Origin of the sequence: Klebsiella sp. K4 (genome assembly GCF_014596785.2) — a bacterium.
In the GTDB taxonomy this organism is placed as follows: domain Bacteria; phylum Pseudomonadota; class Gammaproteobacteria; order Enterobacterales; family Enterobacteriaceae; genus Klebsiella; species Klebsiella pneumoniae.
Map to the genome: position 1 here is coordinate 593,384 of NZ_CP115021.1, position 14,426 is coordinate 607,809.

A 14,426-nucleotide genomic window follows, 5' to 3' on the forward strand; every position below is an offset into this window, starting at 1 on the left:
CAAAGTTTCTGAGCAATCAGTACGCGGAGGCGAAAGCGTACCGAACGCGATGGGCCACCACCGGACCTGGTATGGCGTGAGGTAAATGGCGTCGTAGAGAAGGGCGCGCTACGGAAAAGGCGCATGTTGCTGCGAACAGGGTGCGGTAACGGACAGGGAAATGGCAGAGCGTGGGCGCCAGGGAAAGCGCCCACGCTCAGGGCCGCTAGCGAACTGCCGACTGGCGCAGGATCCCGCGCACCAGGCGCCAGGTGCTCCACAGTCCGAGCCCGCGTTTGGTCCAGCGCATTAAAAAATGCGGATGTCGTACGGACCATACGGCCATCAGACCGCTGCCAACCATCAGCCACGAACGTAAACTCAGCAGCGTATGCCAGCCGCGGTCGAGGGGCGCAGTCGCCTCGTGCCAGTGACGGCGGCAGGCGCTGAGCTCCAGCCGTTGCTGCTGGATCTGGCGCAGCAGCTGCGCCTTGTGCCGTTCACGCTCCTGTCGGCCATTCACGATTTATCCTCCTCCAGAAGGGCACGGTCGTTCTCCAGCTCTTTACGCGTTAGACGCAGCAGCGTGGAGCGGCGCGCCTTACGTAGGGTTAGGATACCCACGATCGCGGCGGCGAGGAGCAGCACAACGGTGGTGGCGATCATCACGTGCAGGCGGTACTGAGCGTCAACGGCCCAGATAACCAGCACCAGCAGACTCATGAGGCCAAACGCGGCAAACAGCAGCGTCAGTCCGGTCATGATCAGCAGCTGGAAGAGGTTGGCTTTCTCCTCCTCCAGCTCCACGACGACCAGACGCAGCCGCGTTTCCACCATTTCGACCAGCAGCGTGACGATGCGCTGACCAATGGAGAAAACGCGCTGACCCGGTCCCTGCGTGTGTTGAGTATTCGCCATAATCAGCGACGCGACAGCAGGACACCCAGCACCAGCCCGACGGCGGCGCCAATTCCTACCCCAGTCCACGGATTTTCGCGAACATAATCATCCGCTCGCGCGGCGGTCTCACGAGTTTGACGAAGAATCGCTTCGCTGGTTTCACCCAAACGAGCGCGGCTCTCTTTCAGCGCGCTCTCGGCTTTACTGCGCAGTTTACCCATCTCTTCTTTCGACTTGTCCGCCGAGGAATTTAGTACTTCCTCCAGGGTATCCGCCAGCGTTTTCAGTTCTGCACGAAGGTCGTCAGTCACATTCTCTTTAGCCATGTCGTTCTCCTGTAGCGTGGTCCGTGTTGCGAAAGTTAATGGTGATTAGTAATCCCGAGACTCCAGCGTTTTTAACTCCTGTTGCGCTTCATTGAGTTTATGCTGGCGTTTGTTAATTTTGTCCGCATCGCCTTTCTTCCGGGCTTCCTGCAGATCGCGCTGACGTTCAGCGATCTCTTCCCGCTGTTTGGCAATTTTTTGCTGATGATCGGCTTTGAGTTTACTGTCGCTACAGTTTTCCCGAACCTGACGTAGCGCGGTATTTAGCCCATCAATGCGACTTTGATTATGATGCTTTTCGGCGTAGCTGATCTCTCGTTGAATATCCTGCTCTTTTTCCTGGCAGGGAGAGGCGGCTAGGGCGCTGGCGCTAAGTGAAGTCAGGACCAGAAGCAGAGCGATGCGGTGTTTCATGGATAGTACCTTCCATTGTCTGAGGGGATACCCGGAGGATATACCCGTTCCCGTTGGTGAACGTGAATGCGTTGATTCCCGCAGGTTTAAGCATAGTAACAAATGCGGGAAACCACCAGACTGGGTTAAAAACGCAGTCTGGCGGCAGCTTACCCGAGGCGATGCGGCGCGTCGCGCAGGCGGGATAGCCAGGCGGTGGGCGAGTTATCGTCCTCCAGAAGGGCAATAATATAACCATGTGGCAGAGCGCGGCCGAGAACTTCTTTCGCCGCCGCGCCCTGGGCGGTGGAATCGAACTTAATCAGCAGACCATCCTTCTGCGGCGTGATGCTTTTAAAGCGGATGCCGTTGGCATCGAGATGATGCCAGACGGAGAAACCGTCCGGCATTCCGATACCCTGGCCAACCGGGCGGATCGCCAGCGTGGCCTCCTGCTGCTGCACCGCCAGCCAAAGCCAGAACAGGGCGCCGAGCAGAAGAGAACCACCCAGCAGCCAGCAGAACTGGCGCAGGGAAGGGCGTTTCATGACCATCATTAGCCCCGGCTTCTGTATTTTTTCTTCCACAGCACCACCAGCGAGCCGATCAGTCCGAAGACCAACAGGGCAACCGGCAGGAGCATCAGGCAGGACATCAGCTGATCTTCATACTTGAGGAATACCGGGGTTTTACCCAGCAGATAGCCAAGCGAGGTCAGGATGAGCACCCACAGCAGGCCGCTCATCCAGTTGAAAAACTGAAAACGGGCGTTATTAAGGCCGGAAAGCCCGGCGATGGTGGGCAGCAGCGTGCGTACGAAGGCGATAAAGCGGCCGATCAGCAGCGCGGAGAGCCCATGCTTATGAAACAAGTGATGCGCACGCTGGTGATAGTGCGAAGGCAGGTGTGACAGCCAGTTTTGCACGATCCGCGTATTACCCAGCCAACGCCCCTGAATATAGCTTAGCCAGCAGCCGAGGCTGGCGGCGGCGGTGAGCAGCAGCAAAGTTTCCGGAAAACCCATCGCCCCTTTGGCGATCAGCACGCCCACGAGCACGAGCAGACTATCCCCCGGTAAAAACGCGGCAGGCAATAACCCGTTCTCAAGGAACAAAATCATAAACAAGACAAAATACAGCATGCCTATCATGGAGGGATTCGCGAGCGTTTCGTAATCCTGAGCCCACAAGGCATTCAATAACTGGGTAAATAGTTCCATTCACGATTCCTGGTACATCGGTTAACGGCACGTCTGAGCGCGTGGCATATAGGGCGACAAGATTTTTATGAGATTATGGTCGCTGCTTAGGCGCTCTGAACGCTTCCCTGTATAAGACTGAAGTAAGTAAATACCTACCCCCCAGAACGACAAAATGCATCTAATTGTAACAAATCACCTGACTTTCCGTCAGAGAAATTGCAACGTGTTGCTCGTTGATTTTGCTGATTGCGGAGATGGGAGGCGAGAGGATTTACACAGGCTGACACTATATATGACTTGCTTACTCCAGCCTCACTGTCAGACAGGCGCGCAGGGGGGCGCGCCGGAGGGATAAGGCCTTATTTCGCGCCGTTGACTGCAGTATCGAGATGAACCACCGGGTTTTCGGCAAATAAGTAGCGATCGGCATTAAATTCAAAGTCATCGCTGGTTTCGTTGAACAACATTTGCTTGGTATTTTCCAGATGCTGCCACATCGCCAGCTTGGCGGCGTTGGGATCTTTTCGCAGCAGAGCTTTCAGGATCTGATCATGGTCGTCGCACCAGTTATCGACCGTACGCAGGTCGATATGCTCATGCAGCTTTTTCCAGTAGGGGTTATGCACGCGCTGGGTCCACATCTTTTCCACGATCGCCGCCAGCGCGCTGTTCTGCGTCGCCAGCGCCACCTGGACGTGAAACTGCAGGTCCCACTCGGAGTCGCGGAAACATTTCTCGTTACGCGCTTTCTCCTGAATCTCCATCAGCTTCATGATGTCCTGTTTGGTCACCTGAGTCGCCGCGAATTCGGCAATATTGCTTTCAATTAGCTGCCGCGCCTGCAGCAGTTCAAAGGGGCCATAGTTGGCGAACTCAAGGCTTTCATCGGCCACCTGCTGGTATTTCGGATGGTTGGAGATAACGTGGATACCCGACCCTTTGCGGACTTCGACATACCCTTCCACTTCCAGCATGATAATGGCTTCACGAACCACGGTGCGGCTGACGTTTTTTTCATCGGCGATGAAGCGCTCGGCGGGCAGCTTATCCCCTACAAGGTAGACACCTTGTTCGATGCGCGTCTTCAGCTCAGCGGCAAGCTGCTGATATAGACGGCGTGGTTCAATGATTTCCATATTCGCTCCCGGAAGATGGCGACAATATTCGATTTGTTATACCACTTTTACGCGCTTTCCACCACTGGCAGGCATGAAAAAGCCGCCTGAGAAGGCGGCTTGATCGGCGATTACCTTGCCATTCGATCTAACTCTGCGTGACCGGTTTGCGGCTGCTAAGCGGCGTCGAGTCATCGTCAGCCGGTTTGTTTTTCAGCACCGTCCAGATAACCAGCGCGCCCAGCAGGTCAAAGACGGCCAGTACCGCAAACAGCGGGCTAAAGCCGATGGTGTCTGCCAGCGCGCCGACAACCAGGGCGAACATGGTGCTCGCCAGCCAGGCGGCCATCCCGGTCAGACCGTTGGCGGTAGCGACTTCGTTACGGCCAAAGACGTCGGAAGAGAGGGTAATCAGCGCCCCGGACAGTGCCTGGTGAGCGAACCCGCCGATGCACAGCAGGGCAATCGCCACGTACGGGCTGGTGAACAGGCCGATCATCCCCGGGCCAATCATCAGCAGGGCGCCCATGGTGACCACCATTTTACGCGACACGATCAGGTTGACGCCAAACCAGCGCTGGAACAGCGGCGGCAGATATCCGCCGACGATGCAGCCGAGGTCGGCGAACAGCATCGGCATCCAGGCGAACATGGCGATCTCTTTCAGGTTAAAACCGTAAACTTTGAACATGAACAGCGGGATCCAGGCGTTAAAGGTCCCCCAGGCCGGCTCGGCGAGGAAGCGCGGCAGGGCGATACCCCAGAACTGACGGTTGCGCAGGATTTGCCACGGCGACATTTTCTTCGCGTTATTGGTCTGATGCTGAGACTCCTGACCGCCAATGATGTAGTCACGTTCTTCGTCAGATAATTTTTTCTGGTCGCGCGGGTGTTTGTAGAAGATAAGCCAGGCGATAGCCCAGGCGAAGCTCAATACCCCGGAGATGATGAACGCCATCTGCCAGCTGTGCATGACAATCGCCCATACCACCAACGGCGGCGCGATCATGGCGCCAATAGAGGAACCCACGTTGAAGTAGCCCACCGCGATAGAGCGCTCTTTTGCCGGGAACCACTCTGAGCTGGCCTTCAGGCCGGCGGGGATCATTGCGGCCTCCGCTGCGCCGACTGCGCCACGGGCCAGCGCCAGTCCACCCCAGCTGCCGGCCAGCGCCGTTGAGCCGCAGAATACCGCCCAGGCGATGGCGAAGAAGGCATAGCCAATTTTGGTCCCCAGAATATCAAGGACATACCCCGCGACGGGCTGCATAACGGTATAGGCAGCGGAATAGGCTGCAATGATATAGGAGTACTGTTGGGTCGAAATGTGTAACTCTTCCATCAGCGTCGGCGCGGCCGCCGCTACGGTGTTACGGGTCAGGTAGCCCAGCACGGTGCCCAGCGTCACCAGCGCGATCATGTACCAACGTAACCCTTTAATTTTACGCATGTAAACCTCATCGTCTGTTATCTTTCCGCATCAGGAGCGGCCTTTACCGAGCGCAATAAGCGGCCGGGAAAGCGAAACGGAGGATTCAGGAGGGTAGTCCCCTCTGGCCTGAACCTTACCATCAGTTGTTATGTTGAAAGTCGGTATCCATTCCGTATAAGCCGATGCCATAAGCACCGGTAATGCATTCCGTCGGTTTATATGTTGCGACGGCAGAAAGATAACTTGTCATACAACTTTAAAAGTTGAGAGCTGTCACAAAAGTGGGAAAGTTAGTGTGGTCTTTATCCCTTGACTGGAAAGCCAGAGATGGCGCGCTCTGGCGAGGTGTTTTGCTCCAGGGCGGTCATTTTTTTATCGACGTTTATTGATCTAACTCACGAAAAACAGTTCGGTCTGTAGAAATTGGTGTGATAACTTTGTCAGCATTGTAGTCAATCATCTGAAAGGCTCCCGCACTGGAGCGAAGAGGACACGCGAATGACATCGTTTATGACTGAAGATTTTCTACTTGATACCGAGTTTGCCCGCCGTCTGTACCATGATTACGCCAAAGATCAGCCGATTTTCGACTACCACTGCCACCTTCCGCCGCAGCAGGTTGCCGAAAACTATCGCTTTAAAAACCTGTATGACATCTGGCTGAAAGGCGATCACTATAAATGGCGCGCAATGCGCACTAACGGCGTGCCGGAGCGTCTGTGTACCGGTGATGCGTCCGATCGCGAGAAATTTGACGCCTGGGCGGCCACGGTTCCGCACACTATTGGCAACCCGTTATACCACTGGACCCATTTAGAGCTGCGTCGACCTTTTGGTATTACAGGTAAGCTGTTGTCGCCATCCACCGCCGATGAGATCTGGGACCAGTGTAATGATTTGCTGGCTCAGGATGCCTTCTCCGCCCGCGGAATCATGAAGCAGATGAATGTGAAGATGGTCGGTACCACCGACGATCCGATTGATTCTCTTGAGCACCACGCGGCTGTCGCCAAAGACAACTCCTTTGACATCAAAGTGCTGCCGAGCTGGCGCCCGGATAAAGCCTTCAACATCGAGTTGGCGACCTTCAATGATTATATGGCTAAGCTGGGCGAGGTATCCGATACCGATATTCGCCGCTTCGCTGACCTGCAAAGCGCCTTGACCAAACGTCTGGATCATTTTGCCGCACACGGCTGCAAAGTCTCCGATCATGCGCTGGACGTGGTGCTGTTTGCCGAAGCGACCGACGCCGAGCTGGATGACATTCTGGCGCGCCGCCTGGCTGGCGAGACCCTTAGCGAACACGAAGTGGCGCAGTTCAAAACCGCGGTGCTGGTATTCCTCGGCGCAGAGTATGCCCGTCGCGGCTGGGTCCAGCAGTACCACATTGGCGCGCTGCGTAACAACAACCTCCGTCAGTTCAAACTGTTAGGGCCAGACGTCGGCTTCGACTCGATCAACGATCGTCCGATGGCGGAAGAGCTGTCTAAGCTGCTGAGCAAGCAGAACGAAGAAAACCTGCTGCCGAAAACGATTCTCTACTGCCTGAACCCGCGTGATAACGAAGTGCTGGGCACCATGATCGGTAACTTCCAGGGTGAAGGCATGCCAGGCAAGATGCAGTTCGGCTCCGGCTGGTGGTTCAACGATCAGAAAGACGGTATGGAGCGGCAGATGACCCAGCTGGCGCAGCTCGGGCTGCTGAGCCGCTTCGTCGGGATGTTGACCGACAGTCGCAGCTTCCTCTCCTACACGCGCCACGAATACTTCCGCCGCATTCTCTGCCAGATGATCGGCCGTTGGGTGGCTGCCGGCGAAGCGCCTGCGGATATCGCGCTGCTGGGCGAGATGGTGAAAAACATTTGCTTTAACAATGCGCGTGACTATTTCGCCATTGAACTGAACTAAGGCCAGAGGTCGGTTGATATGCAATACATAAAAATCCATTCGCAGGATAACGTCGCGGTCGCGCTGACGGATATCGCTGCCGGTAGCGTGGTGACGATTGATAATGACTCGGTCACCCTCGGCCAGGATATCGTTCGCGGCCACAAGTTTGCACTGCGCGCTATCGCGAAAGGGGAAAACGTCGTTAAGTACGGGTTGCCGATTGGCCATGCGCTGGCGGATATCGCGCCGGGAGAGCATGTTCATGCGCACAATACGCGCACCAATCTCAGCGACCTTGACGCGTATCGCTATCAACCGGACCTGGTTGCCCAACCGCCACAGCCTGCGGATCGCGAAGTACAGATTTATCGTCGCGCCAACGGTGACGTCGGCGTGCGCAATGAGCTGTGGATCCTGCCGACCGTCGGCTGCGTCAACGCGATGGCCAGACAAATGCAGAACCGTTTCCTGAAAGAGACGTATGGCGCTGAGGATATCGATGGGGTACATCTCTTCAGCCACACCTATGGCTGCTCGCAGCTTGGGGACGATCACATCAACACTCGCACCATGCTGCAAAATATGGTTCGTCACCCGAACGCCGGGGCGGTGCTGGTGGTTGGCCTTGGCTGTGAAAACAACCAGGTGGAGGCCTTTCGCGAGACGCTGGGCGAGTTTGACCCGCAGCGCGTGCACTTTATGGTTTGCCAGCATCAGGACGATGAAGTGGAGGCGGGGGTTGAGCATCTGCATCAGCTGTATGAAGTGATGCGTCAGGATAAACGCCAGCCGGGCAAGCTCAGCGAGCTGAAGTTTGGCCTCGAGTGCGGGGGATCGGACGGCCTGTCGGGCATTACCGCTAATCCGATGCTGGGCCGCTTCTCAGACTATGTGATCGCCAACGGCGGCACTACCGTGCTGACCGAAGTGCCGGAGATGTTCGGCGCTGAACAGTTGCTGATGAGCCACTGCCGCGACGAAGCGACCTTCGACAAGCTGGTGACCATGGTCAATGACTTTAAGCAGTACTTTATTGCTCACGACCAGCCTATTTACGAAAACCCCTCGCCGGGTAATAAGGCCGGAGGGATCACTACTCTCGAAGATAAGTCGCTGGGCTGTACTCAGAAAGCGGGCTCCAGCCAGGTGGTGGATGTTCTGCGCTACGGCGAGCGCCTGAAGGTTCATGGTCTGAATTTACTGAGCGCGCCGGGCAACGACGCGGTCGCCACCAGCGCGCTGGCCGGCGCCGGCTGCCATATGGTGCTGTTCAGCACCGGTCGCGGCACGCCGTACGGCGGCTTTGTGCCAACGGTGAAGATCGCCACCAACAGCGAGCTGGCGGCGAAGAAAAAGCACTGGATCGACTTTGATGCCGGGCAGCTGCTCCACGGCAAAACGATGCCGCAGCTGCTGGAAGAGTTTGTGGATGCCATTGTAGCCTTCGCCAACGGTAAACCGACCTGTAATGAGCAGAATGACTTCCGCGAGCTGGCCATCTTTAAAAGCGGTGTTACCTTGTAAAGGCGTATTTGCGTTGGCGCCCAGAGGCTTGGTTTGTGTATCGGCCTGATAGCGTAGCGCCATCGGGCTCGTAACAGCGGCGTTTCAGCCAGTGAAGCGCCGTTTGTTTTTTTCAGTCAGGGAGCTTACATGACCGCGTATTGGCTGGCCCAGGGGGTCGGCGTCATCGCCTTTCTTATCGGCATTACCACCTTTATCAACCGCGATGAACGCCGTTTCAGGCTACAGCTGGCGGTCTATAGCGCTATTATCGGCGTTCATTTTTTCCTGATGGGCGCCGGGCCGGCTGGAATGAGCGCCGGGCTCAATGCGCTTCGCACAGTCATTTCCTTACGCACCCGTAGCCTGTGGGTGATGACAGTCTTTATCCTCCTGACGTTGATTCTCGGCCTGGGTAAACTGCAGCATGCCATGGAGCTGCTGCCGATCATTGGCACCGTCGCCAGCACCTGGGCGCTGTTTCGCTGCAAAGGGCTAACCGTCCGCTGCGTGATGTGGTGCTCCACCGCCTGCTGGGTCACGCATAATCTGTGGTTGGGTTCCATTGGCGGGACGCTGATAGAAGGCAGTTTCCTGATCGTCAACGGGCTGAACATCATTCGCTTCCGCCGGATGCAAAAGCGCGGTATCGATCCGTTTAAGGTTGAAAACGCAGTACAGGAAGAGAGCCCCTCCGCCCGATAGCGGAGGGGAAAGGCGTTATCCGCGCAGGGCGTTTTTCGCCAGCTGGTCGTCTTCCGCCATGCAGGCCGCGGCGGTAAACAGGGCGTCGGTGGAGGAGTTCAGGGCGGTTTCGCAGGAGTCCTGCAGCACGCCGATAATAAAGCCAACGGCAACCACTTGCATCGCCACATCGTTCGGGATCCCAAACATATTACAGGCCAGCGGGATCAGCAGCAGCGAGCCGCCCGCCACGCCGGAGGCGCCGCAGGCGCACAGCGAAGCGACCACGCTCAGCAGCAGCGCCGTCGGCAGATCCACCGGAATATTCAGCGTATGCACCGCCGCCAGCGTCAGCACGGTGATGGTGATTGCCGCGCCAGCCATATTGATGGTCGCCCCCAGTGGAATAGAGACCGAATAGGTATCGCGATCCAGATTCAGCTTCTCGCACAGCGCCATATTCACTGGAATGTTGGCGGCGGAGCTGCGGGTGAAGAACGCGTAAACGCCGCTTTCGCGCAGGCAGGTGAGCACCAGCGGATAGGGGTTGCGGCGGATCTTCCAGAACACCAGCAGCGGATTAATCACCAGCGCTACCAGCAGCATACAGCCCACCAGCACCAGCAGCAGTTGGGCATAGCCCCACAGGGTCTCGAAACCGGTGGTCGCCAGGGTGGAAGATACCAGGCCGAAGATCCCCAGCGGCGCAAAGCGGATCACCACTTTAACGATAAAGGTCACCGCGTGGGAGACGTCGTTGATCAGGTTTTTGGTGGTGTCGTTACCATGACGCAGGGCGAAGCCAAGCCCCACCGCCCACACCAGAATGCCGATATAGTTGGCGTTCAGCAGAGCGTCGATCGGGTTGGACACCATGCTCATCAGCAGGCCGCGCAGCACCTCAACAATCCCCGACGGCGGCGTGATGCTGTCGGCGGCGGTGGTTAAGTGCAGGGTCGAGGGAAAGAGAAAGCTGAACAACACCGCGGTCAGCGCCGCGCTAAAGGTGCCCAGCAGATAGAGAAACAGAATGGGGCGAATACTGGTTTTTTGTCCGTGCTGATGGTTGGCGATCGAGGCCATGACAAGCATCAATACCAGCACCGGCGCTACCGCTTTTAACGCGCCGACGAACAGGGTCCCCAGCAGACCGACGGCGATAGCCGCAGGCTTAGAGACCAGCGCCAACAGTACGCCAAGCACCAGGCCGATTAAAATTTGTTTCACCAGGCTGCCTTGCGCCAGGCGGGAGAGCCACCCTGATGAGGGAGTGCGTGTTGTCATAATTCATTCCTTCCAGTGATGTAGCAAGCCATCCCAGCCACGTATTATTTTTTACGTTTATGTCAGGATGTAAGTAGATGTTTGCATAGTCGAGTATACGGAAAGAAAGACTGGCGGGAAGCGTAAAATACTGTGATTTTAATATGGATCTTATTTTTTAACTGCGTAGTAACATAATTGTGACATGAGCAGGTATTCTCGTTACGAGAACGTCTGCTATAGCTGATTACCGCGCCGCCAGCGAGGGCCGACGGCGCGGTAGCAGATTACTCTGGCAGTTTGCGCTGCTTGTCGTGCTGCCTGTTGACCCAGGCGTTAATCAGCAGCGTGACGGCCAGGATGCCGCCCACCACGCCCAGCGAGATGGCAACCGGGATATGGTAGAAGTCGACGATCAGCATCTTCACGCCAATAAACACCAGAATCACCGACAGACCGTATTTGAGCATCGAGAAGCGCTCAGCGACCCCCGCCAGCAGGAAGTACATGGCGCGCAGGCCGAGGATGGCGAACAGGTTCGAGGTCAGCACGATAAACGGATCGGTGGTGACCGCGAAGATTGCCGGGATACTGTCGACGGCGAAAATCACGTCGCTCAGTTCCACCAGAATCAGCACCAGCAGCAGCGGGGTGGCGAACAGCACCCCGTTTTTACGGGTGAAGAAGCGCTCGCTCTCGATTTTATCGGTCATCCGCAGATGGCTGCGGATCCAGCGCACCAGCGGTTTATCGCCGATGCCGGAGTCGTCCTCTTTCGCCAGCGCCATCTTCACGCCGGTAAACAGCAGGAAGGCGCCAAAGACGTACAGCAGCCAGTCGAACTGCGAAATCAGCCAGCTGCCGGCGAAGATCATAATGGTACGCAGAACGATCGCGCCCAGTACGCCATACACCAACACCCGGCGCTGCAGAGCAGGCGGTACGGCGAAATAGCTGAACAGCATCAACCAGACGAAGACGTTATCGACCGCCAGCGCTTTTTCAATCAGATAACCGGTGAGGAAGGCTAAGGCCTGCGGATCGGCGACGGCCCGGCCCTGAGTTTGCACCAGATACCACCAGAAGGCGGCGTTGAACAGCAGAGAAAGCGTGACCCAGAGGATTGACCAGCCAGCGGCCTGCTTCATGGTCATGCTATGTGAACCGCGTCGTCCCTGAAGCAGCAGGTCGATTGCCAACATGATCGCGACAACGACAGCGAATCCACCCCATAGCAACGGCGTGCCGACAGTATTCATTTGATATTCCTTACATAAAAACAAAACGGCTGACGTCGGAAGACGGCAGCCGCTGCGCTTTTATGCATAGACCTCGCCTTCCGGCAAGGTCTCACTTACAACAACCAAAGTACATCGCGATGGGCTTTGGTTATTGCCCGGCGACCGGATGCGGTATTGCACGCATCGTAATGACGATCAACCGGCAAGGAAGTTACTCCCCTTTGCACGTAACAAAATATGTCACAGGGCGGTTTTCGTCAATGGCGGCCGGTCGGGCCTTTACACTCTTTTACGCCAGCGGCTGCGTATCGGCCGGGAAGATCACTCCGGTCTGGCGACGAATTTCGCTGGACAGTTTGGCGGTGATCCGGCTCACCGCCAGGCCCGGGTGATCCACATCCTGTGTCTCCACCAGCCGCGCAAAGGTCTCCGCCTCATACAGCATGGTATTAATGTGCTGGGGCTGCGTCAGGTCCTGGGCTTTACCGCCGCGCGGCACAAACGCCAGTTTCTGACATTCGGAGATTTTTTCGATCACTAACGCGCCGTCTTCGCCCTGAATTTCACTGGGGATCGCGGAATCGCTAACTTTGGAGTGATGCAGCGTCACGTCGAAGTCGCCATAGCTCAGCACCACGGTGCCCTGGGCGTCTACGCCGCTGTCCAGCAGGCTGGCGGTGGCAAGAACGGCCCGCGGCTCGCCCCACAGCGCCACAGCGGACGCCAGGCAATAGAAGCCGATATCCATAATCGAACCGTTAGAGAACGCCGGGTTAAAGGTGTTGGGGTTTTCGCCGTCAAGGTAGCGCTGATAGCGCGAGGAGTACTGACAGTAGTTGATGAAGGCTTTGCGTAGTTTGCCCACTTTAGCGAGCGTTTCTTTCAGTAGGAGAAAGTTAGGCAGACTGGCGGTTTTAAAGGCTTCAAACAGCACCACGTTATTTTCTTTCGCCAGCGCTATCGCCGCCTCGACTTCCTGCAGGTTCGACGCCAGCGGCTTTTCGCAAATGACGTGCTTCTTATGGCTCAGGAACAGCCGGGTCTGCGGAAAGTGCAGCGAGTTCGGGCTGGCAATATAGACCGCGTCAACGTCAGGGCTCTGTGCCAGTTCATCGAGCGAGGTAAACAGATGCTCGACCGGATAGTCTTTGGCGAAGGCTTGCGCCTGTTCGAGGCTGCGGGAGTAGATGGCGGTAAGTTTATATTTGCCGGTTTCATGGGCGGCATCGACAAACTGCTTGGTGATCCAGTTTGTGCCAACAACTGCGAAACGTATCATAAACGTTGACGAACTCCGTTAAAGGGAACCTGCCGCCACTCTATCATGCCGTCATGACAAAACCAGTGCGTCACTACGCAGAACGATTTAACGAAAGGTGCGTCAGCCACAGGCGGGTGTCGAACTCCAGCTGGTGGTACTGCGGCTCCATATGGCAGCACAGCTGATAAAAAGCCTTGTTGTGATCCTTCTCTTTCAGATGCGCCAGTTCATGAACCACGATCATCCGCAGAAAGGCTTCCGGCGCGTCGCGAAATACCGTCGCCACGCGAATTTCCGCTTTAGCTTTCAGCTTACCGCCCTGCACGCGGGAAATGGCGGTATGCAGGCCGAGCGCATTGTTCAGCACGTGGATCTTACTGTCATACATCACTTTGTTGATCGGCGCCGCGCCGCGCAGAAAGCGGTTTTTCAAGTCCTGGGTGTACTGATACAGCGCTTTATCGCTGTTAACGTCGTGCCCTTGCGGATAGCGCTTTTGCAGCACCTCGCCGAGGCGGCCTTGCTCGATTAACGTGGTCACCTGCGCCAGCAGCGATTCAGGATAGCCCTGTAAATAAATGAATTTTGTCATCGTCTTATCATTATGTCTGTCAGGAGGGCAGTTCAGCCACGGTCATGGTAAAGACCAGCGGCGCGGTACCCTCATTGCGGTAACCGTGCTCTATTTCGGTGCGGGCCACCGCCGATTCCCCGGCCGCCACCGTGCGGCAGGTCTCGCCAAGCGTCAGCGTCAGCGCGCCGGCTTCCACGTGCAGCAGCTCGAAGGTTGTTGCCGGGTGGCCGGGCGAGGCAAAGGCTTCGCCGGGCTGCATCTCCCAGCGCCACAGCTCAATCATATTCGGCCCGGCGGTGCCGGCGAGGAGCCTGGCGCTGCCCCCCAGCGGGCCTTGCCAGAGGGTGGGGATCTGCTCGGCGGGAATAATATGCAACGCGGGTTCGCTTGCCACATTGACAATATCCGCTACCGATACGCCCAGCGCGGCGGCGAGTTTGCAGAGGATCGCAATGCTGGGATTGGCGGCCTCTTTTTCCATCTCGACCAGCATACCTTTGCTGATGCTGGCCCGGCGCGACAGCTCGTCCAGCGACATTTTTTTCGCTTTACGGTAGGCCTTCAGCCGCGTGGCGACGGCGCGACTTACCTGGTCGACATCAGATCCTGAATCGGTCGTTATATTGACTTTTACGTTCATTGGTCACTATGATGAAACAAA

General features: G+C 56.7%; 16 protein-coding genes. 3 read left to right on the top strand and 13 right to left on the bottom strand.

The genetic code is table 11. The features are described from left to right. Window positions 1–205: 205 nt before the first annotated feature. The 8 genes from IB144_RS02930 to IB144_RS02965 form a co-directional block, all read right to left on the bottom strand. Window positions 206–502: a YqjK-like family protein gene (locus tag IB144_RS02930; RefSeq protein WP_004181402.1), complete on the bottom strand. Its 297-nt coding sequence runs from the start codon at window positions 500–502 to the stop codon at window positions 206–208. Next, the gene (locus tag IB144_RS02935) at window positions 499–897 is read right to left on the bottom strand and encodes a phage holin family protein (protein WP_002917917.1); all 399 of its coding nucleotides are present in this window, start codon (window positions 895–897) and stop codon (window positions 499–501) included. Before IB144_RS02935 ends, IB144_RS02930 begins: the two co-directional genes overlap by 4 nt. Before the next feature lie 2 nt (window positions 898–899). Beyond that, entirely contained in the window at window positions 900–1,205 is a 306-nt protein-coding gene (locus tag IB144_RS02940) for a YqjD family protein (protein ID WP_002917916.1), read from the bottom strand. A 45-nt stretch (window positions 1,206–1,250) separates the two neighbouring features. Further along, complete coding sequence (locus IB144_RS02945) at window positions 1,251–1,619, bottom strand: DUF1090 domain-containing protein (RefSeq protein WP_004144860.1); 369 nt, start codon at window positions 1,617–1,619, stop codon at window positions 1,251–1,253. Window positions 1,620–1,768: 149 nt separating this feature from the next. Further along, the gene (gene mzrA / locus IB144_RS02950) at window positions 1,769–2,146 is read right to left on the bottom strand and encodes an EnvZ/OmpR regulon moderator MzrA (RefSeq protein ID WP_072196900.1); all 378 of its coding nucleotides are present in this window, start codon (window positions 2,144–2,146) and stop codon (window positions 1,769–1,771) included. A gap of 8 nt (window positions 2,147–2,154) precedes the next feature. Next, a complete protein-coding gene (yqjA, locus tag IB144_RS02955) occupies window positions 2,155–2,817 on the bottom strand; it encodes a DedA family general envelope maintenance protein YqjA (protein ID WP_002917909.1) in 663 nt (220 codons plus the stop codon). Between the two features lie 341 nt (window positions 2,818–3,158). Next, window positions 3,159–3,935, bottom strand: coding sequence for a transcriptional regulator ExuR (gene exuR, locus IB144_RS02960; protein ID WP_002917907.1), 777 nt, complete (start codon window positions 3,933–3,935; stop codon window positions 3,159–3,161). A 127-nt stretch (window positions 3,936–4,062) separates the two neighbouring features. Next, entirely contained in the window at window positions 4,063–5,364 is a 1,302-nt protein-coding gene (locus IB144_RS02965; RefSeq protein ID WP_002917905.1) for an MFS transporter, read from the bottom strand. Between the two features lie 480 nt (window positions 5,365–5,844). Between IB144_RS02965 and uxaC the strand changes: the two genes are divergently transcribed. The 3 genes from uxaC to IB144_RS02980 all read left to right on the top strand — a co-directional run bounded on the left by uxaC (window position 5,845) and on the right by IB144_RS02980 (window position 9,447). After that, complete coding sequence (uxaC, locus tag IB144_RS02970) at window positions 5,845–7,257, top strand: glucuronate isomerase (RefSeq protein WP_002917899.1); 1,413 nt, start codon at window positions 5,845–5,847, stop codon at window positions 7,255–7,257. 18 nt (window positions 7,258–7,275) lie between these two features. Further along, the gene (locus IB144_RS02975; RefSeq protein WP_002917898.1) at window positions 7,276–8,763 is read left to right on the top strand and encodes an altronate dehydratase family protein; all 1,488 of its coding nucleotides are present in this window, start codon (window positions 7,276–7,278) and stop codon (window positions 8,761–8,763) included. 129 nt (window positions 8,764–8,892) lie between these two features. After that, window positions 8,893–9,447, top strand: coding sequence for a YgjV family protein (locus tag IB144_RS02980; protein WP_002917897.1), 555 nt, complete (start codon window positions 8,893–8,895; stop codon window positions 9,445–9,447). A 15-nt stretch (window positions 9,448–9,462) separates the two neighbouring features. Here the strand turns inward: IB144_RS02980 and sstT are convergent, their stop codons facing one another. The 5 genes from sstT to IB144_RS03005 form a co-directional block, all read right to left on the bottom strand. Further along, window positions 9,463–10,710 (bottom strand): serine/threonine transporter SstT, encoded by a 1,248-nt coding sequence (gene sstT, locus IB144_RS02985; protein WP_002917895.1) that lies wholly within the window; start codon window positions 10,708–10,710, stop codon window positions 9,463–9,465. 266 nt (window positions 10,711–10,976) lie between these two features. Further along, a complete protein-coding gene (locus tag IB144_RS02990; protein WP_004144845.1) occupies window positions 10,977–11,948 on the bottom strand; it encodes a TerC family protein in 972 nt (323 codons plus the stop codon). Between the two features lie 271 nt (window positions 11,949–12,219). Continuing rightward, window positions 12,220–13,209: a Gfo/Idh/MocA family oxidoreductase gene (locus tag IB144_RS02995; RefSeq protein ID WP_004149902.1), complete on the bottom strand. Its 990-nt coding sequence runs from the start codon at window positions 13,207–13,209 to the stop codon at window positions 12,220–12,222. A 73-nt stretch (window positions 13,210–13,282) separates the two neighbouring features. Continuing rightward, window positions 13,283–13,783, bottom strand: coding sequence for a M48 family metallopeptidase (locus tag IB144_RS03000; protein WP_032440356.1), 501 nt, complete (start codon window positions 13,781–13,783; stop codon window positions 13,283–13,285). 19 nt (window positions 13,784–13,802) lie between these two features. Beyond that, complete coding sequence (locus IB144_RS03005) at window positions 13,803–14,405, bottom strand: XRE family transcriptional regulator (protein WP_004144842.1); 603 nt, start codon at window positions 14,403–14,405, stop codon at window positions 13,803–13,805. Window positions 14,406–14,426: the final 21 nt, after the last annotated feature.